Source organism: Candidatus Hinthialibacter antarcticus (assembly GCA_030765645.1).
GTDB classification, from domain to species: domain Bacteria; phylum Hinthialibacterota; class Hinthialibacteria; order Hinthialibacterales; family Hinthialibacteraceae; genus Hinthialibacter; species Hinthialibacter antarcticus.
Genome location: JAVCCE010000032.1, coordinates 1 through 23084, shown reverse-complemented (window position 1 = coordinate 23084; position 23084 = coordinate 1). Strand labels below are relative to the sequence as shown.

At 50.4% G+C, this 23084-nt stretch carries 15 protein-coding genes; 12 read left to right on the top strand and 3 right to left on the bottom strand.

Annotated elements, in window-relative coordinates; translation table 11 throughout:
• The first annotated feature begins 9 nt into the window (after positions 1 to 9).
• From P9L94_08410 to P9L94_08400, 3 genes are all read left to right on the top strand, one after another.
• Positions 10 to 786: a glycoside hydrolase family 16 protein gene (locus P9L94_08410; GenBank protein ID MDP8244087.1), complete on the top strand. Its 777-nt coding sequence runs from the start codon at positions 10 to 12 to the stop codon at positions 784 to 786.
• A 47-nt stretch (positions 787 to 833) separates the two neighbouring features.
• Entirely contained in the window at positions 834 to 1745 is a 912-nt protein-coding gene (locus P9L94_08405) for an aldo/keto reductase (GenBank protein MDP8244086.1), read from the top strand.
• Positions 1746 to 1852: 107 nt separating this feature from the next.
• Positions 1853 to 3430 carry a hypothetical protein gene (locus P9L94_08400; GenBank protein MDP8244085.1) on the top strand — a complete coding sequence of 526 codons (1578 nt, stop codon included), beginning with the start codon at positions 1853 to 1855 and terminating at the stop codon, positions 3428 to 3430.
• A gap of 141 nt (positions 3431 to 3571) precedes the next feature.
• Here the strand turns inward: P9L94_08400 and P9L94_08395 are convergent, their stop codons facing one another.
• Together P9L94_08395 and P9L94_08390 are read right to left on the bottom strand one after the other, a co-directional pair.
• Positions 3572 to 5404: a glycosyltransferase gene (locus P9L94_08395; protein ID MDP8244084.1), complete on the bottom strand. Its 1833-nt coding sequence runs from the start codon at positions 5402 to 5404 to the stop codon at positions 3572 to 3574.
• A 103-nt stretch (positions 5405 to 5507) separates the two neighbouring features.
• Positions 5508 to 6575: a quinone-dependent dihydroorotate dehydrogenase gene (locus P9L94_08390; GenBank protein MDP8244083.1), complete on the bottom strand. Its 1068-nt coding sequence runs from the start codon at positions 6573 to 6575 to the stop codon at positions 5508 to 5510.
• An 87-nt stretch (positions 6576 to 6662) separates the two neighbouring features.
• Between P9L94_08390 and P9L94_08385 the strand changes: the two genes are divergently transcribed.
• The 3 genes from P9L94_08385 (at position 6663) to P9L94_08375 (ending at position 9433) form a co-directional block, all read left to right on the top strand.
• Positions 6663 to 6926 (top strand): hypothetical protein, encoded by a 264-nt coding sequence (locus P9L94_08385; GenBank protein ID MDP8244082.1) that lies wholly within the window; start codon positions 6663 to 6665, stop codon positions 6924 to 6926.
• 146 nt (positions 6927 to 7072) lie between these two features.
• Positions 7073 to 9160, top strand: coding sequence for an elongation factor G (gene fusA, locus P9L94_08380; GenBank protein ID MDP8244081.1), 2088 nt, complete (start codon positions 7073 to 7075; stop codon positions 9158 to 9160).
• Positions 9161 to 9226: 66 nt separating this feature from the next.
• Positions 9227 to 9433, top strand: coding sequence for a hypothetical protein (locus tag P9L94_08375; GenBank protein ID MDP8244080.1), 207 nt, complete (start codon positions 9227 to 9229; stop codon positions 9431 to 9433).
• Between the two features lie 60 nt (positions 9434 to 9493).
• Here the strand turns inward: P9L94_08375 and P9L94_08370 are convergent, their stop codons facing one another.
• Positions 9494 to 10138: an HAD-IA family hydrolase gene (locus P9L94_08370; protein ID MDP8244079.1), complete on the bottom strand. Its 645-nt coding sequence runs from the start codon at positions 10136 to 10138 to the stop codon at positions 9494 to 9496.
• Positions 10139 to 10686: 548 nt separating this feature from the next.
• Between P9L94_08370 and rpoB the strand changes: the two genes are divergently transcribed.
• The 6 genes from rpoB to P9L94_08340 all read left to right on the top strand — a co-directional run.
• Entirely contained in the window at positions 10687 to 14517 is a 3831-nt protein-coding gene (gene rpoB / locus P9L94_08365) for a DNA-directed RNA polymerase subunit beta (GenBank protein ID MDP8244078.1), read from the top strand.
• A 48-nt stretch (positions 14518 to 14565) separates the two neighbouring features.
• Complete coding sequence (gene rpoC, locus P9L94_08360) at positions 14566 to 19515, top strand: DNA-directed RNA polymerase subunit beta' (GenBank protein ID MDP8244077.1); 4950 nt, start codon at positions 14566 to 14568, stop codon at positions 19513 to 19515.
• A gap of 163 nt (positions 19516 to 19678) precedes the next feature.
• Complete coding sequence (gene rpsL, locus P9L94_08355; GenBank protein MDP8244076.1) at positions 19679 to 20053, top strand: 30S ribosomal protein S12; 375 nt, start codon at positions 19679 to 19681, stop codon at positions 20051 to 20053.
• A 56-nt stretch (positions 20054 to 20109) separates the two neighbouring features.
• Positions 20110 to 20580 carry a 30S ribosomal protein S7 gene (gene rpsG / locus P9L94_08350; protein MDP8244075.1) on the top strand — a complete coding sequence of 157 codons (471 nt, stop codon included), beginning with the start codon at positions 20110 to 20112 and terminating at the stop codon, positions 20578 to 20580.
• A 128-nt stretch (positions 20581 to 20708) separates the two neighbouring features.
• The gene (gene fusA, locus P9L94_08345; protein ID MDP8244074.1) at positions 20709 to 22790 is read left to right on the top strand and encodes an elongation factor G; all 2082 of its coding nucleotides are present in this window, start codon (positions 20709 to 20711) and stop codon (positions 22788 to 22790) included.
• Between the two features lie 170 nt (positions 22791 to 22960).
• Positions 22961 to 23084 (top strand): GTP-binding protein (locus tag P9L94_08340; GenBank protein MDP8244073.1); only part of this gene is annotated, 124 nt, incomplete at its 3' end.

Here is a 23084-nt window from a genome sequence, read left to right as displayed (position 1 = left end):
GAGTTTAATATGAGGTTGTCTATCTTTTTATTATTTATTTCAATTGCTGTACCAACCTTTGCCCAACGCCCCGCCCAGGGACCGATGACTGATACGGTCTATACGCCTGAATCAATGGGCTACGAATTATTCTGGCAGGATGAATTTAACGGCGATCAACTGGATGCCGAAAAATGGGCAGTGCGGGGAATTGGCCCTCGAGCAGTCGGCTATGTCACGTCTGACGCGGTGAAAGTCGAAGACGGCTTTCTCAAATTATTGGCCTACGAACAAGACGACAAGATTTACATCAGCGCGGTCGGGACGCAGGGCAAGTTCATGACCAAGTACGGCTATTTCGAGTGCCGCGCTCAGTTACAAAAGTCAGCAGGCGTGTGGGCGGCGTTTTGGATCCAATCCACTGATATCGCCAAAGGCGAAGACCCCGCGACCTACGGCGCCGAAATCGACATCATGGAGTTCTTCAAAAAACTGGGAACCGACATCGTTTCACATAACGTCCATTGGGCGTATGGGCCGAACCAGCAAACCACCCGTGGAATGCAGAGCTATCTCAAAGGCGTAAGCGATGGGTTTCATACCTTCGCCCTCGAATGGACGCCGGAAAAATATGTGTTCTTTATTGATGGGTTGAAATTTTATGAAGTGACCAAAGGGCTTTCACATATCGAAGAATATATGATTCTCAGCATGGAACTTCCCTCCAAAATGGAAGAACTCAAAAATGCGGTGTTCCCCGATGAGTTCGTTGTTGATTATGTGAAGGTGTATAAAAAGAAAAAATAGTTGCCCGATTGTTGATGAAACCAAAGGGAAATGAAAGAGAATTTTCAATGACAGTTCCCCGAATATCACTATGCAAAGACGGCCCAAAATTCTCTCAATTGGTGCAAGGATTTTGGCGTTTATCAGACTGGAACTACAGCGCATCACAAACCATCCAATTGATTGAAGATTGTCTTAGTCTGGGCCTCACCACGTTCGATCATGCGGATATTTATGGTGAATATGCTTGCGAAGAATTATTTGGCAACGCTTGGAAAGAGATGAGCGTCCCACGGGAGTCGGTCGAGATTGTGACCAAGTGTGGAATCAAACTCGATTCCGAAAAGCGCCCGAGTCACCGTATTAAATCGTATGACACATCAAAGCAACATATACTTCAATCGGTCAATCATTCGTTAAAGGCGTTGCAAACGGAATATATAGATTTGTTGCTCATTCACCGCCCTGATCCGTTGATGGACGCGGATGAGGTCGCGGAGGCTTTTGTCGAATTACGCGCTGCGGGCAAAGTGCGTTATTTTGGCGTGTCGAATTTTACGCCAGGCCAATTTCATCTTTTGGCGTCGCGCCTAGATTTTCCGTTAGTGACAAACCAAATCGAATATTCGGTGTTATCCACCGAGACGCAAGAGGACGGTTCGATTGATCTCTGCCAACAGCTCGGGATTCGCCCGATGGCTTGGTCGCCCTTTGGAGGCGGTCGTTTGTTCAGCGGTCAATCAGAGCAGGCGATACGCGTACGCAAGGCGTTGTCTGATCTTGGCGCCGAGTTGAATGAAACCGAGTTGGATCGGCTCGCCTTGGCCTGGATACTCGCGCATCCCGTACAATTTCTCCCTGTATTAGGAACCGGAAAAATTGAACGGATCCAGTCCGCCGTCAAATCTCTTGAACTCAAACTGACGCGCGAGCAATGGTACTCCGTGTGGCAAGCCTCAAAAGGACATCCGGTTCCATAATTAAATTTTTTTGTTGACTTTCTCTCTCATTTGTATGAACATTTGCTTGATTGCGGACCCTGCTTTACCGCATCGACATCCAGTTCGTCAACATGGGGGGAATTACAATGACTCACGAACATAGCCATTCGTCGTCATCTTTGCCGTCACAATGCCGTTGCTGCACAAAATCGATCTGCACCAGCCAGCCTAGCGATTGCGTTTCGCGCCGGGGATTCATGGCGGGCGCCAGCGCCGTCGCCGCCGGAGGAATTGCGTTGTCCGCTTTGGGAGCGCAACGCGCATTCAGCGATGATACCGAACACATTAAACCGATTCAGAAGACGCTGACCGTTCAGCCTGTGTTTTTGTACGGCGTCGCGCAGCCCCGTGAAAAAACCAGTTGGCGCGGTTGGGGCGGAATCAAGACGCAGCAAGACGTTGCCGATGAAAAACGCCGCATTGAACATGAAATGGAATCGCTCAAGAAAGAGGTCGATTTCCCGATTGAATTGCGGCCATTGCGTGAGGCGCAGAATCCTGATCAGGCGGCGGCGATTGCGAAAGAAAATTATGACGTGACGCTGATGTTCGCCTCAAACTGCGGCACGGACACGCTCGAAGCGCTCTCCGACCCAAACAAATGGACGCTGATGTTTGTGCGCCATCGCAGCGGCCCGGTCTATCTATGGTACGAGATTGCCCATAACCGCTATCTGCGAAAAACCGTGGATGATTTCGGACAGCCCGGCGTCGGCCCGAAAGACGTTATCGTCGACCGCATGGACGAAGTCGCGTGGCGGCTCAAATCGCTTTATGCGGTGAAAAATACAATGGGTAAGAAGATCGTTTCGTTGGGCGGTTCCAGCGGTTGGGGCGCTGGAGGACAATCGGCGCCGGAACACACGCGCAATATTTTCAAGATGGATCTGATCGACGTCACCTATGACGATCTCAGCGTACGCATCAAAAAAGCGCAAGCAAACAAAATGCTGGTCAAACGCTGTGCGCAGGATTCAGCCAATTATCTCAAACAGCCCGGCGTTGAAATGAATACCAACCCAGAATTTATGGAACGCGCCTTTCTCTTGACCGAAGTCTTTCAACAATTAATGGACGAAGCCGGGACGGACGCCTTCACCATCAACAATTGCATGGGCACGGTGATGGGCATTTCTGAAACGACGGCTTGTATGCCGCTTTCGCTGCTCAATGACGGCGGCTACCAGGCGTTTTGCGAGTCAGATTTTGTGGTCATTCCGTCCGGCGTATTGCTGCATTATCTCTGCAACAAGCCGGTCTTTTTGAACGACCCGACTTATCCGCATGACGGCGTGGTCACTATGGCGCATTGCACCGCGCCGCGAAAAATGGATGGCGAGACCGACGAGCCGGTCAATATTCTGACTCACTTTGAGTCGGACTACGGCGCTGCGCCCAAGGTCGAGTTTAAACTGGGCGAAACCATGACGGTGATCGACCCCGACTTCAACTTTGAACGCTGGATGGGCTTTACGGCGGAAGTGGTTGATAATCCGTTTATGGATATCTGCCGCTCGCAGGTTGATATTCAGATGCACGCTGATACCGACCGCGTAAACGAAGAAACGCGCGGCTTCCATTGGATGGCGTGTTACGGCGATTACACAAAAGAGACCGGCTACGCGCTCGACAAAATCGGCATTGACTGGTTGAAATTGAGCTGAGATTACAGAAGGGGAGGGCGAGTCTCCCGACGAGCCGCGTGGATGAGAAATGTTGTCGTTTTTACGCGGCTCACCAGGAGCCAGCCTGCGGCAGCCTGCTAGCCGTAGGCTAGGCAGGGTTTGCTCTCCCCAAACTTCAATTTACGTTTCTGTACATCGTAAAAAAACCATCATCTGCTTCGCTCTCGCCGCGTAGGAATGATCGCGGGAGGTGCGCTGTTGCGCGGCTTCGATCATTCTCTGGCGCTGGTCGGGATGTTGAAGGTAGCGCCGAACGGCGTCCGCCGCTGATTCAGGTTCGTCAAATAACGCGATTTCGTTTTCGGCGTTATAAAATTCCGCCATGCGCTCTTTGGCGTGGATACCAATATCACTCAACAGAAATCCACCGCACATGGGGATGTCAAAATCTCGCGTATTGGGGCCGCTGTGCGCGAAGCACGGATGAATATTGATGCTGATTTTCGCCGAGCAGTAAAAGTCATAGCACTCTTGTGAGGTCAACCCTTTTCCCTGATAACAATGAGCAATCGGCGTGTCTTGCAGGAGGCGCTGCCACTCAGGATTGCCGTATATCTTCAAATCAAATTCATGCAGCGCCGACAAAACCGAAATGCGGCGGATACGATTGCATTCGACGTTCAGATAAAATTCCAATAACGACGCGTCGGTCATGCCGGCTGTGCGAAGAATTGGCTGAACAACCTGAGTGATGATTTGAATGTCTTTCTCATCCAAGCCAAAACGCGAGAGCAATTCTGAATAGACGCGGCTGCAATCAGCCAGTTTTTCATTTACGATGGCTTGAACTTTTTGTCTAATCTCATCGGGCAGCGCTTTTTGTATGTCTATCGTATCAACGATGCTGCCGACGAAACCGACCTCGCACTCTAAGTCGTTCTGATGTGATGATTGGATCGCGCCGCATCCAATCGGCACTTCGTCGAGCAGGGTACCGCCGCGTTGCTCAAGCGTTGCATTAAATTCTTTCCAGACTGGAACCAGATAATCAAAACGTCCATGCGGTTTGTGAATGAGATGGTTGGGTTCGTCGATATACCAAACCAATCGTTTGACGGGCATGGATTCAATGCCCTGAATAAATAAATCGGACGCATGGCTCAGCGTAATAATCAGGTCGGGTTGCTGTTTATAAAACACCGCTGTGAGTCGAAGCGAGTCTAAAGGAGTGACGTTCGAGGGAGGAAAGAGGTGATAAAATTTGAATACTTCAATGCCATTTTTCTCGAACCCTTCCGCCAAGCCGTCGCAGATGTTGCGCCAACAAGACACCGAGGGGATAACCAGGAATACTTTTTTCGTTTTTTTGTTTTGTTGATTGTGGTAGCGTTGTTGTGCGGCTTCTGCTTTCTTCAGCAGCACTTCACGCTCGTGCATGACCATCTTTTGCACGGTTTGAAGACGCTGCGATTCTTCCTCAGTCGGTCGGGCGTATTCGGTTCCTGGAATGAAATGAATATTGGGCTTGGCGAGAAAAAAAGGATGCAACCGGTCGACCAGCGTTTGTTGAAATTCACGCAATGCGCTGGGGCCGAGAAACCCATGAAATTGTTTGCATGAAACCAGAGCGGCGAATGAGCGGATGCAGCAATACGCGGCAAGAACCGCGACGTCAGGTTCGACGATGACGACTGGAGTGGAATTATCTTGTGGTCGAAGAACGAAAAAATCCGGCGAAACAGCCGATGCGCCCATTAAGATGAGCCACTGCCGTTCTGGTTTGAACTGTTCGTATTGCCTGTATGTGTTTAGTGAAAGGTCCGGTTGGATTGGCGCAATCATTTCGACGTATGCGTCTGAATGGTTATGTAGAAACCGGAGTTTGACGTTGACGCCGTCGGTTTGAATTTTGATTTTATGGTTGGCGAAAAATGTTTGCAGCAATTTCGCCGCTTGCGGCCAATGTTGTTGAAATGAATCCAAATTTGATTGAAGTACGCCTTGAAAGTCCATTTTTATAGTTGCACTCAAAAATGTGTTCGGATTAAGTTTCTGTATCGGTCTTTATCGCTGAGCCCTTCGAGCGCGCTGAACAAACACCATTTATAAAACGGTCTTATCCTTTACGAAAATCAGAAAGATGAGTAAAGCCGCGTTTGTCCATTTCGTTGAGTATCCCGCAATTCAAGTCATAGACGACGCCCGGCCCGCGATAGACGAACCCTGTATAAATTTGCAGCGCCCAGGCGCCCGCTTCCAATTTTTCGATTGCGTCTGGCGCGTCGAGTATTCCACCGCAACCGATGATGGGGACGTTGCCTTCGGTAATGTGCGCAATGAGTTTTACAACTTCGGTGGCGCGTTCCCGTAGGGGCTTGCCGCTGAGTCCGCCGCTTTCCGTTTCCCCGGTTTGGTTGGTGGTGTTGGTTGCGATGAAGCCGTCAATCCCGCATTCTAATGCGGCGCTTACCGCTTCGTTGATTTGCTCTTCGCTGAGGTCGGGCGCAAATTTCACGCACAGAGGTTTCGCCTTATCTTTTGTCTGAAGTTCCATTTTTAACGCATTCAGTATCGCTTGCAGGGATTCTTTCTGTTGTAGTTCGCGCAAGTTTTTCGTATTGGGCGAACTCACATTCACGACGAAGAAATCACCGTAATCATGCAGGCGTTTCAAGGACGTGCAATAGTCATCAACGACTTGGTCTAAATCGTCTACTGGAGTATCAAATTGCTTGCCCAGGCTCACGCCCATTAACGCCCGGTGAGGCAGCGCCGCCAGATGTTGCAAGCGCTCAGCGATGACTTCGCTTCCGTCGTTGTTGAACCCCATGCGGTTAATCAAAGCTTCCCGATGCGGGTAGCGAAACAACCGTGGTTTGGGATTGCCAGGTTGCGGTTTCGGCGTCACCGTTCCGATTTCAAAAAATGAAAAGCCGAAAGCGTCCCACAAATTCACGCATCGCGCATTTTTATCGAACCCGCCCGCGAGACCGATTGGAGTATTGAAGTCTAATCCCCAAATGGTTTGCTTGAGCCGGCCGTCGTTAAATGAAAACTGATTTTGCATGACCGGCTTCAAGGGGCCGATGAGTGGTAGCGTGTGCAAAATCGTTTCATGGATCCACTCAGGATCGAAGCGGAAAAAGATAGGCTTTGCGATGGATTGATAGAGTGTGCGGATCAATTGAGAAGCGTCCTGTAAATTTATCTGTTGCGAAGTGCGAATCGTTTCCCTATAATGAAACCTTGGAGAGCATGAGAAAAGGGTTAAATGAACAGAAAACGCGTTTCAATTTTGTTTGTGATTATTTCCTTGGTGTTGACATCAGTTGGATGCGCGACCCAGTCGGACATAGGAGGCTCGTTTTCTACGAGTTTTTCTTCCTCCGTCTCTCATGGCGGCGCTGGTAATTTGAACCACCATCGCAATTTATCTCCACATTTTCTCCAACAAACCGTTATCTCAACCCGCCTTCAATTTAATCCATCGGCTCCTCTTGCGCTTGTGTTTGATCCTCATTTTCCTAGCGAATAAGCCGCTTTATTCTGAGAGGCTTACCTTCGACCCGTATCTAATGTTAATCTATCAACTTTAATGGGATTCTAATCACGCTTCGCATGGGGAGGGGCGACCCTCAATTTCATCCTTGGAAGCAGAGGACATAGAGGAGGAAGTTTTACATGAGCCAGATCGCAGTCAGTAAAAAACGAAACATCGCTGTTGTGGGGCACCACGGTTGCGGTAAAACCTCTCTCATTGAAGCGATGCTTTATCATACCGGCGTCATTGACAAGTTGGGGCGAATTTTGGATGGGACCACGTATGCCGACTATTTAGACGACGAAAAACAAAAGAAACACACCCTTACCTCGAAAATATTGACCTGCACGTATAAAGATATTGAAATCCAACTGATCGACACGCCGGGCTACTCGGATTTTGTCGGCGATATCAAAGGCGCACTGCACGCAGCCGATGGCGTATTGCTTGTCATCAATGCGCAAAGCGGCGTCGAGGTCGAAACCGAAAAAATCTGGGACTATATCGTTGAGATGGACATTCCTCGCGTTGTCGTCGTTAACCGGATGGATTGCGAACACGCAAATTTTCAAAACTGCGTCCAGCAATTAGAAGACTTAGGCGCAAAAGTTTGTCCCGTTCGTTTACCCTGGGGCCAGGAAAGCGGTTTCAAAGGCGTCATCGACTTGGTTACCGATAAAGCGTTGACCTTTAATGAAAAAGGCGGCGTGGAAAAAAGCGAAGAAATTCCAGATGACGTCAAAGACGTGGAAGAAGAATTTCACGCCAAGATGATCGAAGCCTCCGTTGTGACCGATGATACATTGATGGAGCGATATCTTAATGAAGAAGAATTAAGCTATGAAGACATTCGTCATGGCCTGCACGACGGCGCGCTAACCGGAGCAACCGTTCCTATTTTGGTTTCCGACGCCTATAACTGCATTGGCATCGAATCGCTCATGGACGGTTTGGTGAATTACATCCCAACTCCTCTTGATCGCAAAACCTTCCATGCGTGCAAAAAAGGCAGCGACGAAATTACCGAAGAGCCTGTTCAAGAAGACGGCCCCGGCATTGGCTTTATTTTTAAAAGTTTGGTTGACCCGTTTGTCGGGAAAATTTCATTCCTGCGCGTCATGAGTGGAACCCTGAAAGGCGATGGCGAATTATTCAACCGCAGCAAAGACAGCAAAGACCGCGTGGGGCATATCCTCGAAGTCAACGGTAAAAAACACACCTCAATTCCAAGCGCCTCAACGGGCGATATTGTTGCAATCGCAAAAATTGACTCGTTTGAAACCAACGATACCATCTCGACGGAAGCGGGCGATCTTCTGGTCGCGCCGACGACGTACCCACAACCGCAAGTTCACCAGGCTTTTCATGTGGACGATAAGAATGACGAAGACAAAATTGGCGGCCTGATTCCAAAATTGATTTCAGGCGACCCGACCATTAAAGCGGGACGCGACCACGAAACCGGTGAAACGGTGATTTCTGCTGCGGGGCAGATGCAGATTGATTTATTGATCGAACGTCTCAAAAACCAAAGCAAAATCAAAGTAGAACTTAAAACGCCGAAGGTCGCTTACCGGGAAACCATTAGCGCCCAGGGCGAAGGCAGCTACCGTCACAAAAAGCAATCCGGCGGGCGCGGTCAGTTCGGCGAAGTCCATTTGCGTCTCAAACCATTGGAACGCGGTAAAGAATATGAATTTGTTAATAGCCTCTTCGGCGGATCAATACCGACAAAATTCGTTCCTGCGGTAGAGAAGGGCATTGCGGATGCGATGGTACGCGGATTTTTAGCCGGATTTCCTGTTGTGGATGTCTGCGCTGAAGTGTTCGATGGAAAGTATCACGATGTCGATTCATCTGAAATGGCTTTTAAAATGGCGGCTTCTAAGTGTTTTCGTCAAATTGCCAAAGAAAAATGCAAGCCAGTCCTGTTAGAACCTGTTATGACAGTTGAAGTTACGATCCCTGACGATTACATGGGCGACGTAATGGGTGACCTCAACACCCGCCGGGGGCGCGTCTTGGGCATGGAGCCAGCCAATGGAAAGCAAATCATTCGCGCTCACGCGCCGTTAGCGGAAATGTTCACCTATTCAATCGACTTACGGTCGATTACCCAGGGGCGCGGCAGTTTTGAAATGCGGCCTTCGCATTATGATCCCGTGCCGAATGAAGTGGCCCAGAAGATTATTGCCGAATGCGCAATGGAAGAACTTGACGAAGAATAGGTTAAGATCAGCTTCGCTCTGTCGATAACGATACTATCTATTATTTTATTATTGTTGAGCAGGGCGATGACAAAAGAGAGACTCAGACTGAATCTGGCCAAGATTGACACTGGCGAGAACGGTGAGCGGGTCGATTACCACGAAGCGGATGTAGGCTTCCGCCGACGGTTAGACGCTCTCATCCCGTCGGATATGGCTGACCGGGTTCAAAAAATCTTGAAAAGCAAACTCTCCGACGAGGATGACGAGTCGGCTGAAGCAGTCAATATGTAGTTGTTTTTGTACAATAGAGAGATAAAAGGCCGGGGCGGATATTTCCACTCCGGCTTTTTTTTACCATTCTATGGCTTCTTTAGGGAAATCAGCGAGGGTTTTTCCAATCCAGTCGGCTTCATGGAGCGCTTCGGGAGAGAAACTGGTGGTCAGCGCCAAACAACGGCATCCCGCCGCTTTGGCAGCGGTCACGCCGGAAACGGCGTCTTCGATTACCAGGCAATTTCCAGGATGAACGCCCATTTTTTTCGCCGTGATTAAGAAGATATCGGGGTCGGGCTTGGTGCGGGTCACATCGCTTCCGGTTGTCACCGCATCAAATTGGTCTCTGGGGATGCCGATCCCATTCAAGTTTTGGTCAACTTTAATATCGTCCGCGCTTGATGCGACAGACAACTTCCATCCATTTTTGCGGCAGTGCGCTATAAAATCGACTACGCCGTCAAGCGGCTCGAGATTCCCGACAATGAGTTCGCCATAGATCGCATACAGCCGGGCTTTGTCCTTTTCGAGATCAATCGAAATTCCATAGAGTCCAGCCACGCCGCCAATAAATCGGTTTTCTCCTGTTCCTGTGAAAGGAAGAAAATCGTCAGCATCGACCGAAACGCCTTTTTCAGCGAACATGTTTACCGCCGCCTGACGAATAAACTGTTCTGAATCAACCAACACGCCGTCCATGTCAAAAATAATTGCTTCGAGCACGTTTTTCTCCAATTTTGCGAGTTCGATATTATATACAATCAGGCGAGGCGGCTTATTTGCCCTGGATTATTAGGGGGAATAGGCCAAACAATTTATATAAGCCCCATAAACTGGCAGGGTCAACTGTGATTTGGATATTATGATAAAAAATCTGATAGATGCCCTTGACATCATTGACGCATAGGGTTATCTTTTCTCACTTGATTCGTTTTCTAGTAAAGAGACCCTGTGAACCAAGAACCACTCACCAAAAAAAGCGCGCGATGAACGTACGGATATCGAGAATGAATGAAGGGGATAACCTCGTCTTCAAGACGGGGATTTTTGCGTTATTGCAATGTTCGTACGAATTTGAACCCCGCCTAACCAGGAAGCACCGCCGGCAGAATAGATTGCCGGCTTTACGTGTTCCGCGTGGGCGGCCTCCCTCATGGAGACCGTTTTTGTGAACCAGCCTGTATATGTGTCAGGTACGCGGAAGGCAACCACCAAAGATATTAACACGAATAACAATGGTACGGAAAACCTCTTGATCTGAGGAGACGCTCATGACGAAAGCCGTAAACGATTGTCCATGGCGCGAACGACGCAGCTTCGCCAAGATTCAGGACGTCATCGAAATTCCCGACTTAATCGAAACGCAGCAACAGTCGTATGCGTTGTTTCTGCAAGGCCAGGAACTGCCTGATCGCCGCAAAGATGTTGGAATGCAACAGGCGTTTGGTTCCATTTTCCCGGTCAAAGGCCGCGACGGCTCAATGTTGGAGTTTGTTAACTATACGTTGGGGCGCCCCAAGTACTCCGTGATGGAGTGTATTGACCGTGGAATGACCTACGCTGCGCCGTTGCGCATCAAGGTGCGTTTGGTGGTCAAGCAGGCCGAAGACAAAGATTCCGAGCCTCAGATTGTCGATATTCGCGAAGAAGAAATTTATCTTGGCGAGATTCCTTTGATGACCGAGCGGGGAACGTTCGTCATTAACGGCGCCGAGCGCGTTGTAGTCAGCCAGTTGCACCGTTCTCCAGGCGCGACCTTTAATGTCGAGTCTCACCACAGCGGTCAGCGCTTGATTAAAGCGAGCATAATTCCCAATCGGGGCGCTTGGCTGGAATTTGAAAACGACCTCAATGACGTTTTGTCCGTTATCATTGATCGTCGCCGAAAGTTGCCTGCTTCGGTATTGCTTCGCGCATTTGGGTATGAAACCGACGAAGACATTATGAATTTATTCGTCAAGCAACGCGAAGCCAAGGTGACTTCCCGCAGCCGAAATACGTTAGTGGGCAAGGTCGTCGGTCGTGATTACGTTGACCCCGAAACCAATTCCGTTCTCGTTGAAGCGGGTACGGAAATCACCGACGCTGTTTTCGATAAATTGGTCGAAATGAAAGCCGGTTCGATTTGGTTGGTTGAAGGCGATTCGCGCGATTTTAATATTATTCGAAACACGATCCTTAAAGATAATACTTCAGACAAAGAGTCGGCGCTGGGTGAAATTTATCAAACCTTGCGTCCCGGCGAGCCGCCCGCAGCCAAAAACGCGATCATGCTTTTTGAGAACTTGTTTACCAAAGAGCGCCGTTATGATCTCTCCCGCGTGGGCCGCTATCGTCTCAATAAAAAATTGGGCGTTGATATTCCAATCGAAGACGTGACCCTGACCGTTGAAGATATCATCGGCGTGGTTCGCTATATGCTCTCCGTGTATCGCGGCGAGGCGGCCTCGGATGATATTGATCACTTGGGCAACCGTCGCGTCCGCACCATCGGCGAATTGTTAGAAAATCAAGTGCGCGTTGGTTTGGCCCGCATGGAACGCACCATTCGCGAAAAGATGGGCATTCTTGACATCGAAAACGTGATGCCCCGTAACTTGATTAACGCGAAGCCAATCACAACAGCCATCGCCGATTTCTTTGGGCGCAGCCAGTTGTCGCAGTTTCTCGATCAAGTCAACCCGCTGTCTGAGTTGACCCACAAGCGCCGTTTGTCGGCGTTGGGACCAGGCGGCCTGAATCGTGAACGCGCCGGATTTGAAGTGCGCGACGTTCACCACACCCACTATGGTCGCGTTTGTCCGATTGAAACCCCGGAAGGCCCGAACATCGGTCTGATTTCAAGTCTTTCTACTTATGCGCGGGTCAATGAATTTGGTTTCATTGAAACGCCTTACCGTAAAGTGAAGAACGGCATTGCTTCAAAAGAAATTGAATACCTTTCCGCCGATGATGAAGACAATTCGATCATCGCTCAGGCCAACGCGCCGATTGACGGTAAGGGCAAGTTCATCAACGAGACGGTGTTGACGCGCTATCGCGGCAACTTCCCTCGCGTTTCTCCTGACCAGATTCACTACATGGACGTTTCGCCGAAACAGTTGGTTTCTATTTCGTCCGCGTTGATTCCATTTTTAGAACACGATGATGCCAACCGCGCACTCATGGGTTCAAACATGCAGCGCCAAGCGGTTCCTCTTTTGCGTCCCGAAGCGCCGCTTGTTGGTACTGGCGTCGAATACAAAGCCGCGAAAGACTCCGGCGTTGTTGTGGTCGCGAAACGCTCCGGCAATGTGGAATATGTTTCCGCCGAACGCATTGTGGTTCGGCCGGATGATCCTGAACACGAGAACGACATAGACGAATACGTTTTGTCGAAGTTTATGCGTTCCAACCAGAATACTTGCGTGAACCAAAAGCCGATTGTCCGTGCAGGTATCCATGTTGACGCGGGTTGGGTTATCGCTGATGGCCCTGCGACCGACAAAGGCGAAATCGCTCTCGGCAAGAACGTCCTGGTCGCTTTCATGTCATGGGAAGGCGCGAACTTCGAAGACGCGATCGTTGTTAGCGAGCGCTTGATTAAAGAAGACGTTTTTACCAGCGTTCACGTCGAAGAATTCAAAGTCGAAGCGCGCGACACTAAATTGGGCGAAGAAGAAATCACCCGCGACATCCCCAATGTTGGCGAAGAAGCATTACGCAACCTGGATGAAAACGGTGTGATCCGCATCGGCGCTCCCGTTAGCCCCGGCGACATTCTTGTTGGTAAGATTTCGCCCAAGGGCAAAGTGCAAACCTCAAACGTCGAAAAGCTGCTGCGCGCCATCTTTGGTAAGCGGGCGGAAGACGTAAAAGATATTTCGCTCAAGGCGTCGCCTGGAACCAAGGGCATTGTTGTTGACGTCAAAGTGTTCGCTCGCAAGATGCGCGGCGGGCGCAGCCGTACGGAAGACGAACGCGCCATCAAGCGATTGTTGGCTGACCGTGAAAAGAAAACCGAAGCCATTGACGCCGAATGGATCGAGCGTTCCGAGCGGGCGCTAGTTGGTCGTGAATTGGCCAGCGACATCGTGAACCCTCTAACGGGCGAAATTCTCTTGTCGCAAGGCAAAAAGGTAACCAAGAACGATCTCAATAAATTGGGCGACTTGGATATCCGTGATTTGAGCATTCCCGATGATCCCGTACTCGACCATTTGCGCATGAAATACCGCGCTGACATGGAAGAGATTCAGCAACAGTACGAAAAGCAAGTTGAGTACATCAAAACCGGCGACAACCTGTCTCCTGGCGTACTCAAAATGGTCAAAGTATATATTGCCAAAAAGAAACGCCTTTCTATTGGCGACAAGATGGCGGGTCGTCACGGAAACAAGGGCGTCATCTCGCGCGTCGTTCCGGTTGAAGACATGCCTCACCTTGCAGACGGTACTCCGGTCGATATTACGTTGAATCCGTTGGGTGTTCCGTCCCGAATGAACGTCGGGCAGATTTTTGAGACGCACCTTGGATGGGCGATCCATAAACTGGGCTTTCACATTGCCACGCCTGTCTTTGACGGCGCAAAAGAATCGGACGTTTTTGATCTCCTGAAAGAAGCCGGTCTGCCCGAAACGGGTAAGAGCGTGGTCTTTGATGGACGCACTGGCGAGCCGTTCGCTGAGCAGGTCACTGTCGGCATCATCTATATGTTGAAATTGAACCACTTGGTCGATGATAAAATTCACGCCCGTTCGATTGGCCCCTATTCACTGGTCACACAACAGCCATTGGGCGGTAAGGCGCAATTCGGCGGTCAGCGTTTGGGCGAGATGGAAGTGTGGGCGCTCGAAGCATACGGCGCCGCGCATACCTTGCAGGAACTGCTGACGGTGAAGTCAGATGACATCATAGGCCGTAACCGCATCTATGAAGCAATCGTCAAAGGCAAGAACGCGAGAGCGCCGGGAATTCCCGAATCGTTCTACGTTCTCATCAAAGAATTGCAGAGTCTCGCGCTCGGCATCGAATTGGTGGAAGAAGAGGGCGGAGCCGGTGAACCGGGTGAATCCAGGCCAGAAAAACGGCCTGAAAAAGCATTGTTAACTGAAACGAAGTAACCGTTCCGTCGAACGCAAAACCAGATACTAATTAAGGAGTACGCTCCTATGTGGAAATCGTTACAAACGCCAGCATCAAAACGCCGTGAAGATGAAATCCGTGACATCAACCGGGTCCGCTCTATTCGGATCAGTTTGACCTCACCGGACCAAATTCGCGGTTGGTCGTATGGGGAAGTGAAAAACCCTGAAACCATCGACTACAAAACATACAAACCGAAAAATGACGGTTTGTTCTGCGAGCGCATTTTCGGTCCGACCCGCGACTATGAATGCTCTTGCGGCAAGTTCAAAGGCATTAAACATCGCGGCGTCGTTTGCGACCGTTGCGGCGTTGAAGTGACTCAATCCCGCGTACGCCGTACCCGCCTGGGACACATTGAACTTGAAATGCCGGTTGCGCATATTTGGTTTTCAAAAGGCGTGCCCAGCATTTTGGCCTTGCTTTTAGATCTCTCCATCAAGACGCTGGAACGCGTTCTCTATTACGAAGAATATATCGTTCTCGATCCGGGCAGCGCTGAACTCACCTATATGGACGTTCTCAGTGAGCGCGAATACTTGCGGATGCGCGAAGAGTACGGCAGCGATTTCCGCGTTGGCATGGGCGCGGAAGCGATTCAGGAAATTTTGCAAAATCTCGACTTGGAATCCATGACGGAAGAAATGCGTAAGGTCATCCGTGAAGGCAAGTCGAAACAAAAAGTGAAACGATGCATCAAACGCCTGAAAGTCATCGGCGATTTCAAACATAGCAGCAACCGTCCCGAATGGATGGTCATGGAAGTATTACCCGTAATACCGCCTGACTTGCGTCCTTTGGTTCCATTGGACGGCGGGCGCTTCGCGACGTCTGACTTGAATGACCTCTATCGTCGCGTGATTAACCGCAACAACCGTTTGCGCCGCTTGAAAGAAGTGCGCGCGCCGGAAGTCATTATCCGCAATGAAAAACGCATGCTGCAGGAAGCAGTCGATGCGTTGCTGGACAATGGTCGTCGCGGTCGCCCCGTTAAAGGCTCCAACAACCGTCCGCTCAAGTCGCTTAGCGATATGCTGAAAGGCAAGCAAGGCCGCTTCCGCCAGAACCTTCTCGGAAAGCGCGTCGATTATTCCGGCCGTTCTGTTATCGTTTGCGGCCCTGATTTGAAATACAACGAGTGCGGGTTGCCCAAGCAAATGGCGCTCGAACTCTTTGAACCATTTATCATTCGCCGGTTAGAAGAACTGGACGAAGTGACCACCATCCGCAGCGCCAAGCGCAAAATTGAGCGCGGCGACCCGGAAGTGTTTGACGTCTTGGAAGAAGTCATCCGGGACCACCCGGTCATTCTGAACCGCGCCCCGACTCTTCACCGGATGGGTATGCAAGCGTTTCAGCCCAAACTGGTTGAAGGGAAGGCGATTCGTCTTCACCCCCTAACCTGTACGGCGTTTAACGCTGACTTTGACGGCGATCAGATGGCGGTACACGTTCCTCTTTCACAAGAAGCGCAACAGGAGTGTCGCGACTCGATGCTGGCGATGCACAACATTTTAGGGCCTGCCAGCGGTATGCCAATCGCGACGCCCAGCCAGGATATCGTTCTGGGGTGCTATTTCGTAACGAAAGTTCGGAATGCAATCAATGGTTCGGAACCGAAGCGCTATACCGATGAACGTGAAGCGTTGATCGCTTACGATCACGGCATCATTGGTTTGCAGGATGAAATCGAAGTCCGTATTAAAGGCATCCGCCTTCGTACCACAGCGGGCCGCATTATCTTTAATGACATTCTGCCTGAAGAACTTCGCTTTGCGAACAAAATCTTCAATAAAAAATCGTTGGCCGCATTGGTTTTGGATTGCTACAAAAAATGTGGAAAACAGCGGTGCGCGAAATTTTTGGATGATCTCAAGAACTTAGGATATCACTACGCCAAGGTCGGCGGCATCTCCATCGGCTTGACTGACATGGTGGTTCCCAAACGCAAAAATGAATTGCTCGACGCCGCGCGCGGCGAAGTCCAAATCATTCTTGATCAGTTTGAAAAAGGCGCGATCACCGATATCGAACGCTATAACAAAGTGATTGACCGTTGGATTGAAACCACGGAAAAAGTCGCGGAAGAAATGATGAATGAGTTGAAGACCGACAATCAGGGCTTCAACCCCATTTATATCATGGCTGACTCCGGCGCTCGTGGTTCAAAACAACAGATTCGCCAGTTGGCGGGTATGCGCGGTTTGATGTCGAAGCCAATGAAAAAACTGACGGGTGGTATCGGTGAAATCATCGAATCCCCCATTGAATCGAACTTTAAAGAAGGCCTCACCGTGTTGGAATACTTTATTTCTACGCACGGCGCCCGTAAGGGTCTGGCTGATACGGCGCTCAAGACGGCGGAGGCGGGCTACCTGACGCGCCGCCTGATTGATGTCGCCCAAGACGTAATTATCACGGAACCCGACTGCGGCACCTTGGCCGGGTTGGATGTCGCTTCAATTAAAGAAGGCGACCAGGAAATGGAATCGCTGGAAGATCGCGTGTTGGGCCGTACGGCGGCGGAAGATATTATCAATCCGCTCAACGGTAACGTGATCGTGGCGCAGGGCGAAGAAGTCGATGAAACCGCTGCTTCTATGATTGGTCGTTGCGGTTTGGAAAACGTCTATATTCGTTCCGTGGTGGCGTGCGAATCGCCGCGCGGCGTTTGCGCCAAATGCTATGGACGCGATTTGTCGCGACGCAGCCCCGTCCGCATCGGTGAAGCGACTGGGATTATCGCAGCGCAATCCATCGGCGAGCCGGGAACGCAGTTAACGCTGCGTACCTTCCACATCGGTGGTACGACAAGCCGTATTCTGGAAGAATCCGAAATCCGTATGCGCCATAACGATGACGGCGTGGGCGGTCTTCGCAACGGTGAATCAGGCGTTATCAAATACATCAATTTAAACTTAGTCGAAAACCGTAAGAAAGACCTGATTGCGGTCAACAACATCGGTCGTCCGATCTTGTTACGGTCTAGCATCACATGTCCTGACGGTCTGAGTCGAAGCGAACCGTTGATTAAGTTCAGTAAATTAGAAACCATTCCGATGGGCAAGAAATTCTGCGTAGTTCGCGGCGGCGGTACCATTATGCTTGTGAACACGCGTGGAAAAGAAATTGCGTCTTTCCCGAACATTCCTCAGGGAGCCGTATTGCGCTTCAGTGACGGCGACCGGGTTACTCCTGGAGATATGATCGCCGAATGGAACCCGCTGCAGGTGCCTGTCGTTACTCACATTGACGGTAAAGCACAGTTCAAAAACATCACCACAAAAGACCTGGAAAAAGACGGCGATGAGTTGGTCGTCCCGCGCGGTTTCTTTGATGGACAGGTTGAAGTCTCCAAAGGTGGAGCGGCTGAATTGTACAATCTGCAACCGGGTCACCGCTTACAGATTAAAGACGGCGAATCGGTCAAAGCAGGGCAGCCATTGGCGTATCACATCACGCCGACGATTGCCCGCACTGAAGGCAAAATTCGCTTTGCGGACATCGTTGAAGGCGTGACCATTCGCCGCGTGTTGGACCCCGTTACCAATAACCTGAAATCAATTATCAGCGATTATACGAGCGGCAGACCTCCTCGTATTTGCGTTGTTGACCGAAATGAAGACGTCATTGACGAATACACCTTGCCGCCGGGATCAATCATTACCGTTGAAGACGGCGCAGATGTTCTCAGTGGGATGATTCTCGCCCACACCGAACAACTCGCGGACCGGTTCCGTCAGTTGGAAGGCGGCATTTCATTGGGCGCAACGATCTTTGTCGCCGCCGGCGAAGAAGTCGAGCGGCGCGGAACGTCCTTCTTCCGTACGTCTGGTAAGAAAGACGAGTGCAACGTAATTTCGCGTTGGGACCCGTACTTCAAGGCGGAAATCGCTTCCATGGAAGGCGTCGCGCATTTTGAACAGATCATTGAAGGCGTCACCATGCGCCGTCAGCGTCCAGAAGGCGGCGCGTCATCGCAGATGATTGTTATGGAGCACCGCGAAGACAAGCACCCATCGCTAATCATCAAAAAACGCGGCAAGCAGCCTGAATACCACTCCTTGCCTTCCGGCGCGCATATTGTTGTGAACGACGGCGATGAGATCAGCCCTGGCGATATTCTGGCCAAAATTCCAAAAGAAACCTTTAAATCCCGCGACGTGACCGGTGGTTTGCCCCGTGTTGAAGAACTCTTCGAAGCGCGTCGTCCGAAACAACGCGACTTGGCCATTATTACGAAAGTCGACGGCTGGGTGAAAATCCCAATGCCGGATGAACTGGAAGAACTGGCTGAGCAAATCGAAGATAAGATCGGCAAAAAACGCCGTCGCGGTACGCGTATTATCTTGATTACCGATAAAGACGGCTCAGTGCTCAGTGCTCATGAAATCGACGCTGGCAAGCACGTGATTGTTCGTGACGGCGATTGGATTTCAACTGGCGACAAACTGGTTGATGGTTCCATTGACCCTCACGAATATCTCGAAGTCATGGGTGAACGCGCAACGCAGATGTATCTCATCAATGAAGTGCAGGAAGTCTATCGTTTGCAGGGCGTTGGCATCAATGATAAGCACATCGAAGTCATTGTCCGCCAACAATTCCGCAAGGTAACCATCACTGACTCCGGCGATAGTAGTTTCTTACTGGATGAAGATATCGACCGCTATCAAGTGAGCCAGGAAAACGAAAAGGTCATGCAACAGGGTGGTAAACCGGCCCAGTTCAAACCGAGGCTTTTGGGCATCACCAAAGCCTCCTTGAATACGGAATCATTTATCTCGGCGGCTTCCTTCCAGGAAACCACGCGGGTACTGACTCAAGCCGCGATCAGCAGCAAGATCGACCACCTTTTGGGCTTGAAAGAAAACGTAATCATGGGCCACTTGATTCCAGCAGGCACCGGCTGGGGGTATCATGCAAAGTATTACAACGAGATTTTAAGCCGGGACCGTGTGAAGGCTCACGTTTGATTCGAGTGACAAATACGGGCGGTGAGGCTTGACGATAGGCCTCATCGCTCTTATTCTTTTCCACTTGCGCCCCTAATGCGAATAAAGTGCATGATCGGGGCTCAATTTGTGGATAAAAACAACTTTTATAGACACAAGAATATATAAGACATAAGGAATTATTATGCCGACGATCAATCAGCTGATCAAAAAGGGACGCAAGACAAAAACCAAAAAATCCAAAGCCCCGGCGATGAAAGGCTGCCCGCAAAAACGCGGCGTTTGCACTCGCGTGTGGACCATGAGCCCCAAAAAGCCGAATTCAGCGCTGCGCAAAGTTGCTCGCGTTCGTTTGACCAACGGCATTGAAGTGAATGCGTACATTCCCGGCGAAGGCCATAACCTTCAAGAGCACTCCATTGTGCTGATTCGCGGCGGTCGTGTGAAAGATTTGCCTTCGGTTCGCTATCACGTCATTCGCGGCGTGTTGGAAACCATTGGCGTAGACTCCCGTCGGCGCGGACGTTCCAAGTATGGTTCCAAACGTCCAAAAGAATAATCATAAAATCGTTATAGATAAGAGACTTGAAAGAGTTCTTGGAGAGATAAAGTAAAATGTCAAGAAAATCGCGTGCGGATCTACGAAAAGTCGCTCCCGACCCCGTTTACAAAAACGTGTTGGTGAGCAAGTTCATCAATGGAATCATGTTGGACGGCAAGCGTTCGCTGGCTGAACATGTCTTCTATGGCGCTTTGGAAGAAATCAAGAAAAAAGCGGACAAAGACCCGATTGAAATGTTTCAATCTGCGGTTGATAATGTGAAGCCGACATTAGAGGTTCGCTCTCGTCGCGTCGGTGGCGCTACCTATCAGGTGCCAGTCGAAGTTCGCTCGACGCGCCAACAAACCTTGGCGATCCGCTGGTTGGTTGCTGCTGCCCGTTCACGTGGTGAACGGAACATGCGCGCCAAATTGGCGGGTGAATTGCTCGATGCCTCTCAAAACCAGGGCACTGCGATTAAAAAGAAACAAGACACTCACCGCATGGCGGAAGCCAACAAGGCGTTTGCCCACTACCGCTGGTAGTCTGTCGCGCAACCAGCGCGGGACAAATCACTTGCATGTAAAGTTTGTCAATCTCGCCGAGGCTCATTTGGGCCTCGGCGTTTTCAAGTCCAAAAATAAATTTTATTCAGCCTGGATAGACAATTATTGTGTGCGCTAAAAAAAACGACCTCTCCATAATCCGCAACATTGGAATCGCTGCCCACATCGACGCGGGCAAGACGACCACCACTGAGCGCGTCCTGTATTACGCGGGGCGTACGCACAAGATTGGCGAAGTCCATGACGGCGCCGCTGAAATGGACTGGATGGAGCAGGAAAAAGAGCGGGGAATTACCATCACCTCCGCTGCGACCTACTGCCAGTGGAACAATCACCAGATAAATATTATTGACACGCCGGGGCACGTTGACTTCACCATTGAGGTCGAGCGCTCCTTGCGCGTACTCGATGGCGCTGTCGTCGTCTTTTGCGCGGTGGGCGGCGTCGAGCCGCAGTCTGAAACCGTTTGGCGCCAGGCTGACCGCTATCATGTCCCACGAATTGCATTTATTAATAAAATGGACCGTACTGGCGCGGAGTTTGAGCGCGTTGTCGATGAAATGACCAACCGTTTAGGCGCCAAGCCGTTGCCAATCCAAATCCCCATCGGCGCGGAATCAAATTTCCAGGGCGTCATTGATTTAATCGAAATGAAAGCGCGCACCTGGGAAGAAGGCGCCGATGATTACGGTACGGCGTTTTCTGACTGTCAGATTCCTGATGAATTACAAAACGCCGCTGAAGAAGCCCGCAATCACATGATTGAAGCCATCGCCGATTATGACGACGATATCATGCACGCGTTTTTAGAAGGCGATGACATTGACCCCGCCGCCATTCGTAGGGCAATTCGCAAAGCGACCGTTTCAAGCGAATTGGTACCGGTAATGTGCGGCTCCGCATTGAAGAATAAAGGCATCCAGTTGATGTTGGATGCGGTCATTGATTATCTGCCGTCACCGCTGGATATTCCGCCGGTGAAAGGCATTCATCCGAATACGGAAAAAGAAGAAACGCGCAAGCCGGATATTAATGAGCCGTTTTCTGCGCTGGCGTTTAAAATCACGTCCGACTCTCACGGGCGGATGGCGTTTTTTCGCGTCTATTCCGGCAAGGCCCAGGCGGGCAAGGCTGTTCTGAACGCCGCAAAAGGCAAAAAAGAAAAAATTGGGCGTCTGTTGCGGATGCACGCCAATAAAAAAGAAGAAATTAGCGAAGTGACAGTGGGCGACATTGCGTGTGCGCCAGTGAACTTTACGACGACGGGCGATACGCTATGTGATCTGAATCACCCGATCCTTCTTGAAAACCTTTCGTATCCTGACCCGGTCATTGCCGTCGCTGTCGAACCGAAAACGGTCGCCGATCAAGATAAATTAGCATTCGCTCTTGAAAAAATGATGGAAGAAGACCCGACCTTCCATGTGAAAATTGATGAAGAAACCGGGCAGACCATTTTGTCGGGCATGGGCGAATTACACCTCGAAATTATCATAGATCGAATATTGCGTGAATATGGCGTACAGGCGAATGTCGGCAAGCCGCAAGTCGCCTATCGCGAGACGATTACTAAAAAAAGCCGCGCGGAAGAGCGCTATGAACGCCAACAGGCTGGCAAAAATATGTTCGGCCATGTCATCTTAGAAGTGTATCCCCGTGAGCGCGATCAGGGGTTTGAATTCATTAATGAAGTTACAGATGATGTAATTCCAAAAAACTTTGCAGAATCCGTTAAGCAGGGCTTGATAGAGAACCTACAAAGTGGTATTTTAATTGGCTTTCCTATGCTAGATTTAGGAGCGCGGCTAGTAGGAGGCTCGTACGATCAAGCGACCTCTAATGACCTGGCCTTCCAGATCGCAGCATCCATCGCCTTCCGGCAGGCAGTTGAAAAAGCCGGGCCTGTGTTGATGGAGCCGATTATGGAAATCGAGATTGTCACCCCGGAAGAATGTATGGGTGACATTCTTGGGAACCTTAACTCAAGGCGAGGCCGTACGTCGGGCATTGAGCAACGCGGCGGCTCGCAAGTCATCAAGGGTGAGGTTCCATTGTCAGAAATGTTCGGATACGCGACGAGCCTTCGTTCACTTTCCCAGGGACGTGCAACCTACACGATGCAATTGTCCCATTACGAAGAGGCTCCCAAATTGGTGCAGCAACAACTCGTCGCAGGTATGGGTTTTTAATTGGTTCCCCGAGAACGAACCGATAAAGAAGACCTGATATATAGCTTAGACTAGCGGACTCGCAGCGGCGGCCGTGAAGTTAAACGACGCCAGCGATGTCCCTTTGTGTGCGCCTAATTGAAATTGGGCGTCACCTTAAATTTCGTACGCCAAAGTCGGAGGGTTTTACCATGGCGAGGGAAAAGTTTGAACGGACGAAGCCGCACGTAAACGTGGGCACGATTGGTCACGTTGACCACGGCAAGACGACGTTAACGGCGGCGATTACTACCGTCCAGGCCAAGCGGGGCTTTT

Coding starts and splice junctions, on each gene's coding strand:
- P9L94_08410 (MDP8244087.1), top strand. CDS start 10: ATGAGGTTGTCTATCTTTTTATTATTTATTTCAATTGCTGTACCAACC.
- P9L94_08405 (MDP8244086.1), top strand. CDS start 834: ATGACAGTTCCCCGAATATCACTATGCAAAGACGGCCCAAAATTCTCT.
- P9L94_08400 (MDP8244085.1), top strand. CDS start 1,853: ATGACTCACGAACATAGCCATTCGTCGTCATCTTTGCCGTCACAATGC.
- P9L94_08395 (MDP8244084.1), bottom strand. CDS start 5,404: ATGGACTTTCAAGGCGTACTTCAATCAAATTTGGATTCATTTCAACAA.
- P9L94_08385 (MDP8244082.1), top strand. CDS start 6,663: ATGAACAGAAAACGCGTTTCAATTTTGTTTGTGATTATTTCCTTGGTG.
- fusA (MDP8244081.1), top strand. CDS start 7,073: ATGAGCCAGATCGCAGTCAGTAAAAAACGAAACATCGCTGTTGTGGGG.
- P9L94_08375 (MDP8244080.1), top strand. CDS start 9,227: ATGACAAAAGAGAGACTCAGACTGAATCTGGCCAAGATTGACACTGGC.
- rpoB (MDP8244078.1), top strand. CDS start 10,687: ATGACGAAAGCCGTAAACGATTGTCCATGGCGCGAACGACGCAGCTTC.
- rpoC (MDP8244077.1), top strand. CDS start 14,566: ATGTGGAAATCGTTACAAACGCCAGCATCAAAACGCCGTGAAGATGAA.
- rpsL (MDP8244076.1), top strand. CDS start 19,679: ATGCCGACGATCAATCAGCTGATCAAAAAGGGACGCAAGACAAAAACC.
- rpsG (MDP8244075.1), top strand. CDS start 20,110: ATGTCAAGAAAATCGCGTGCGGATCTACGAAAAGTCGCTCCCGACCCC.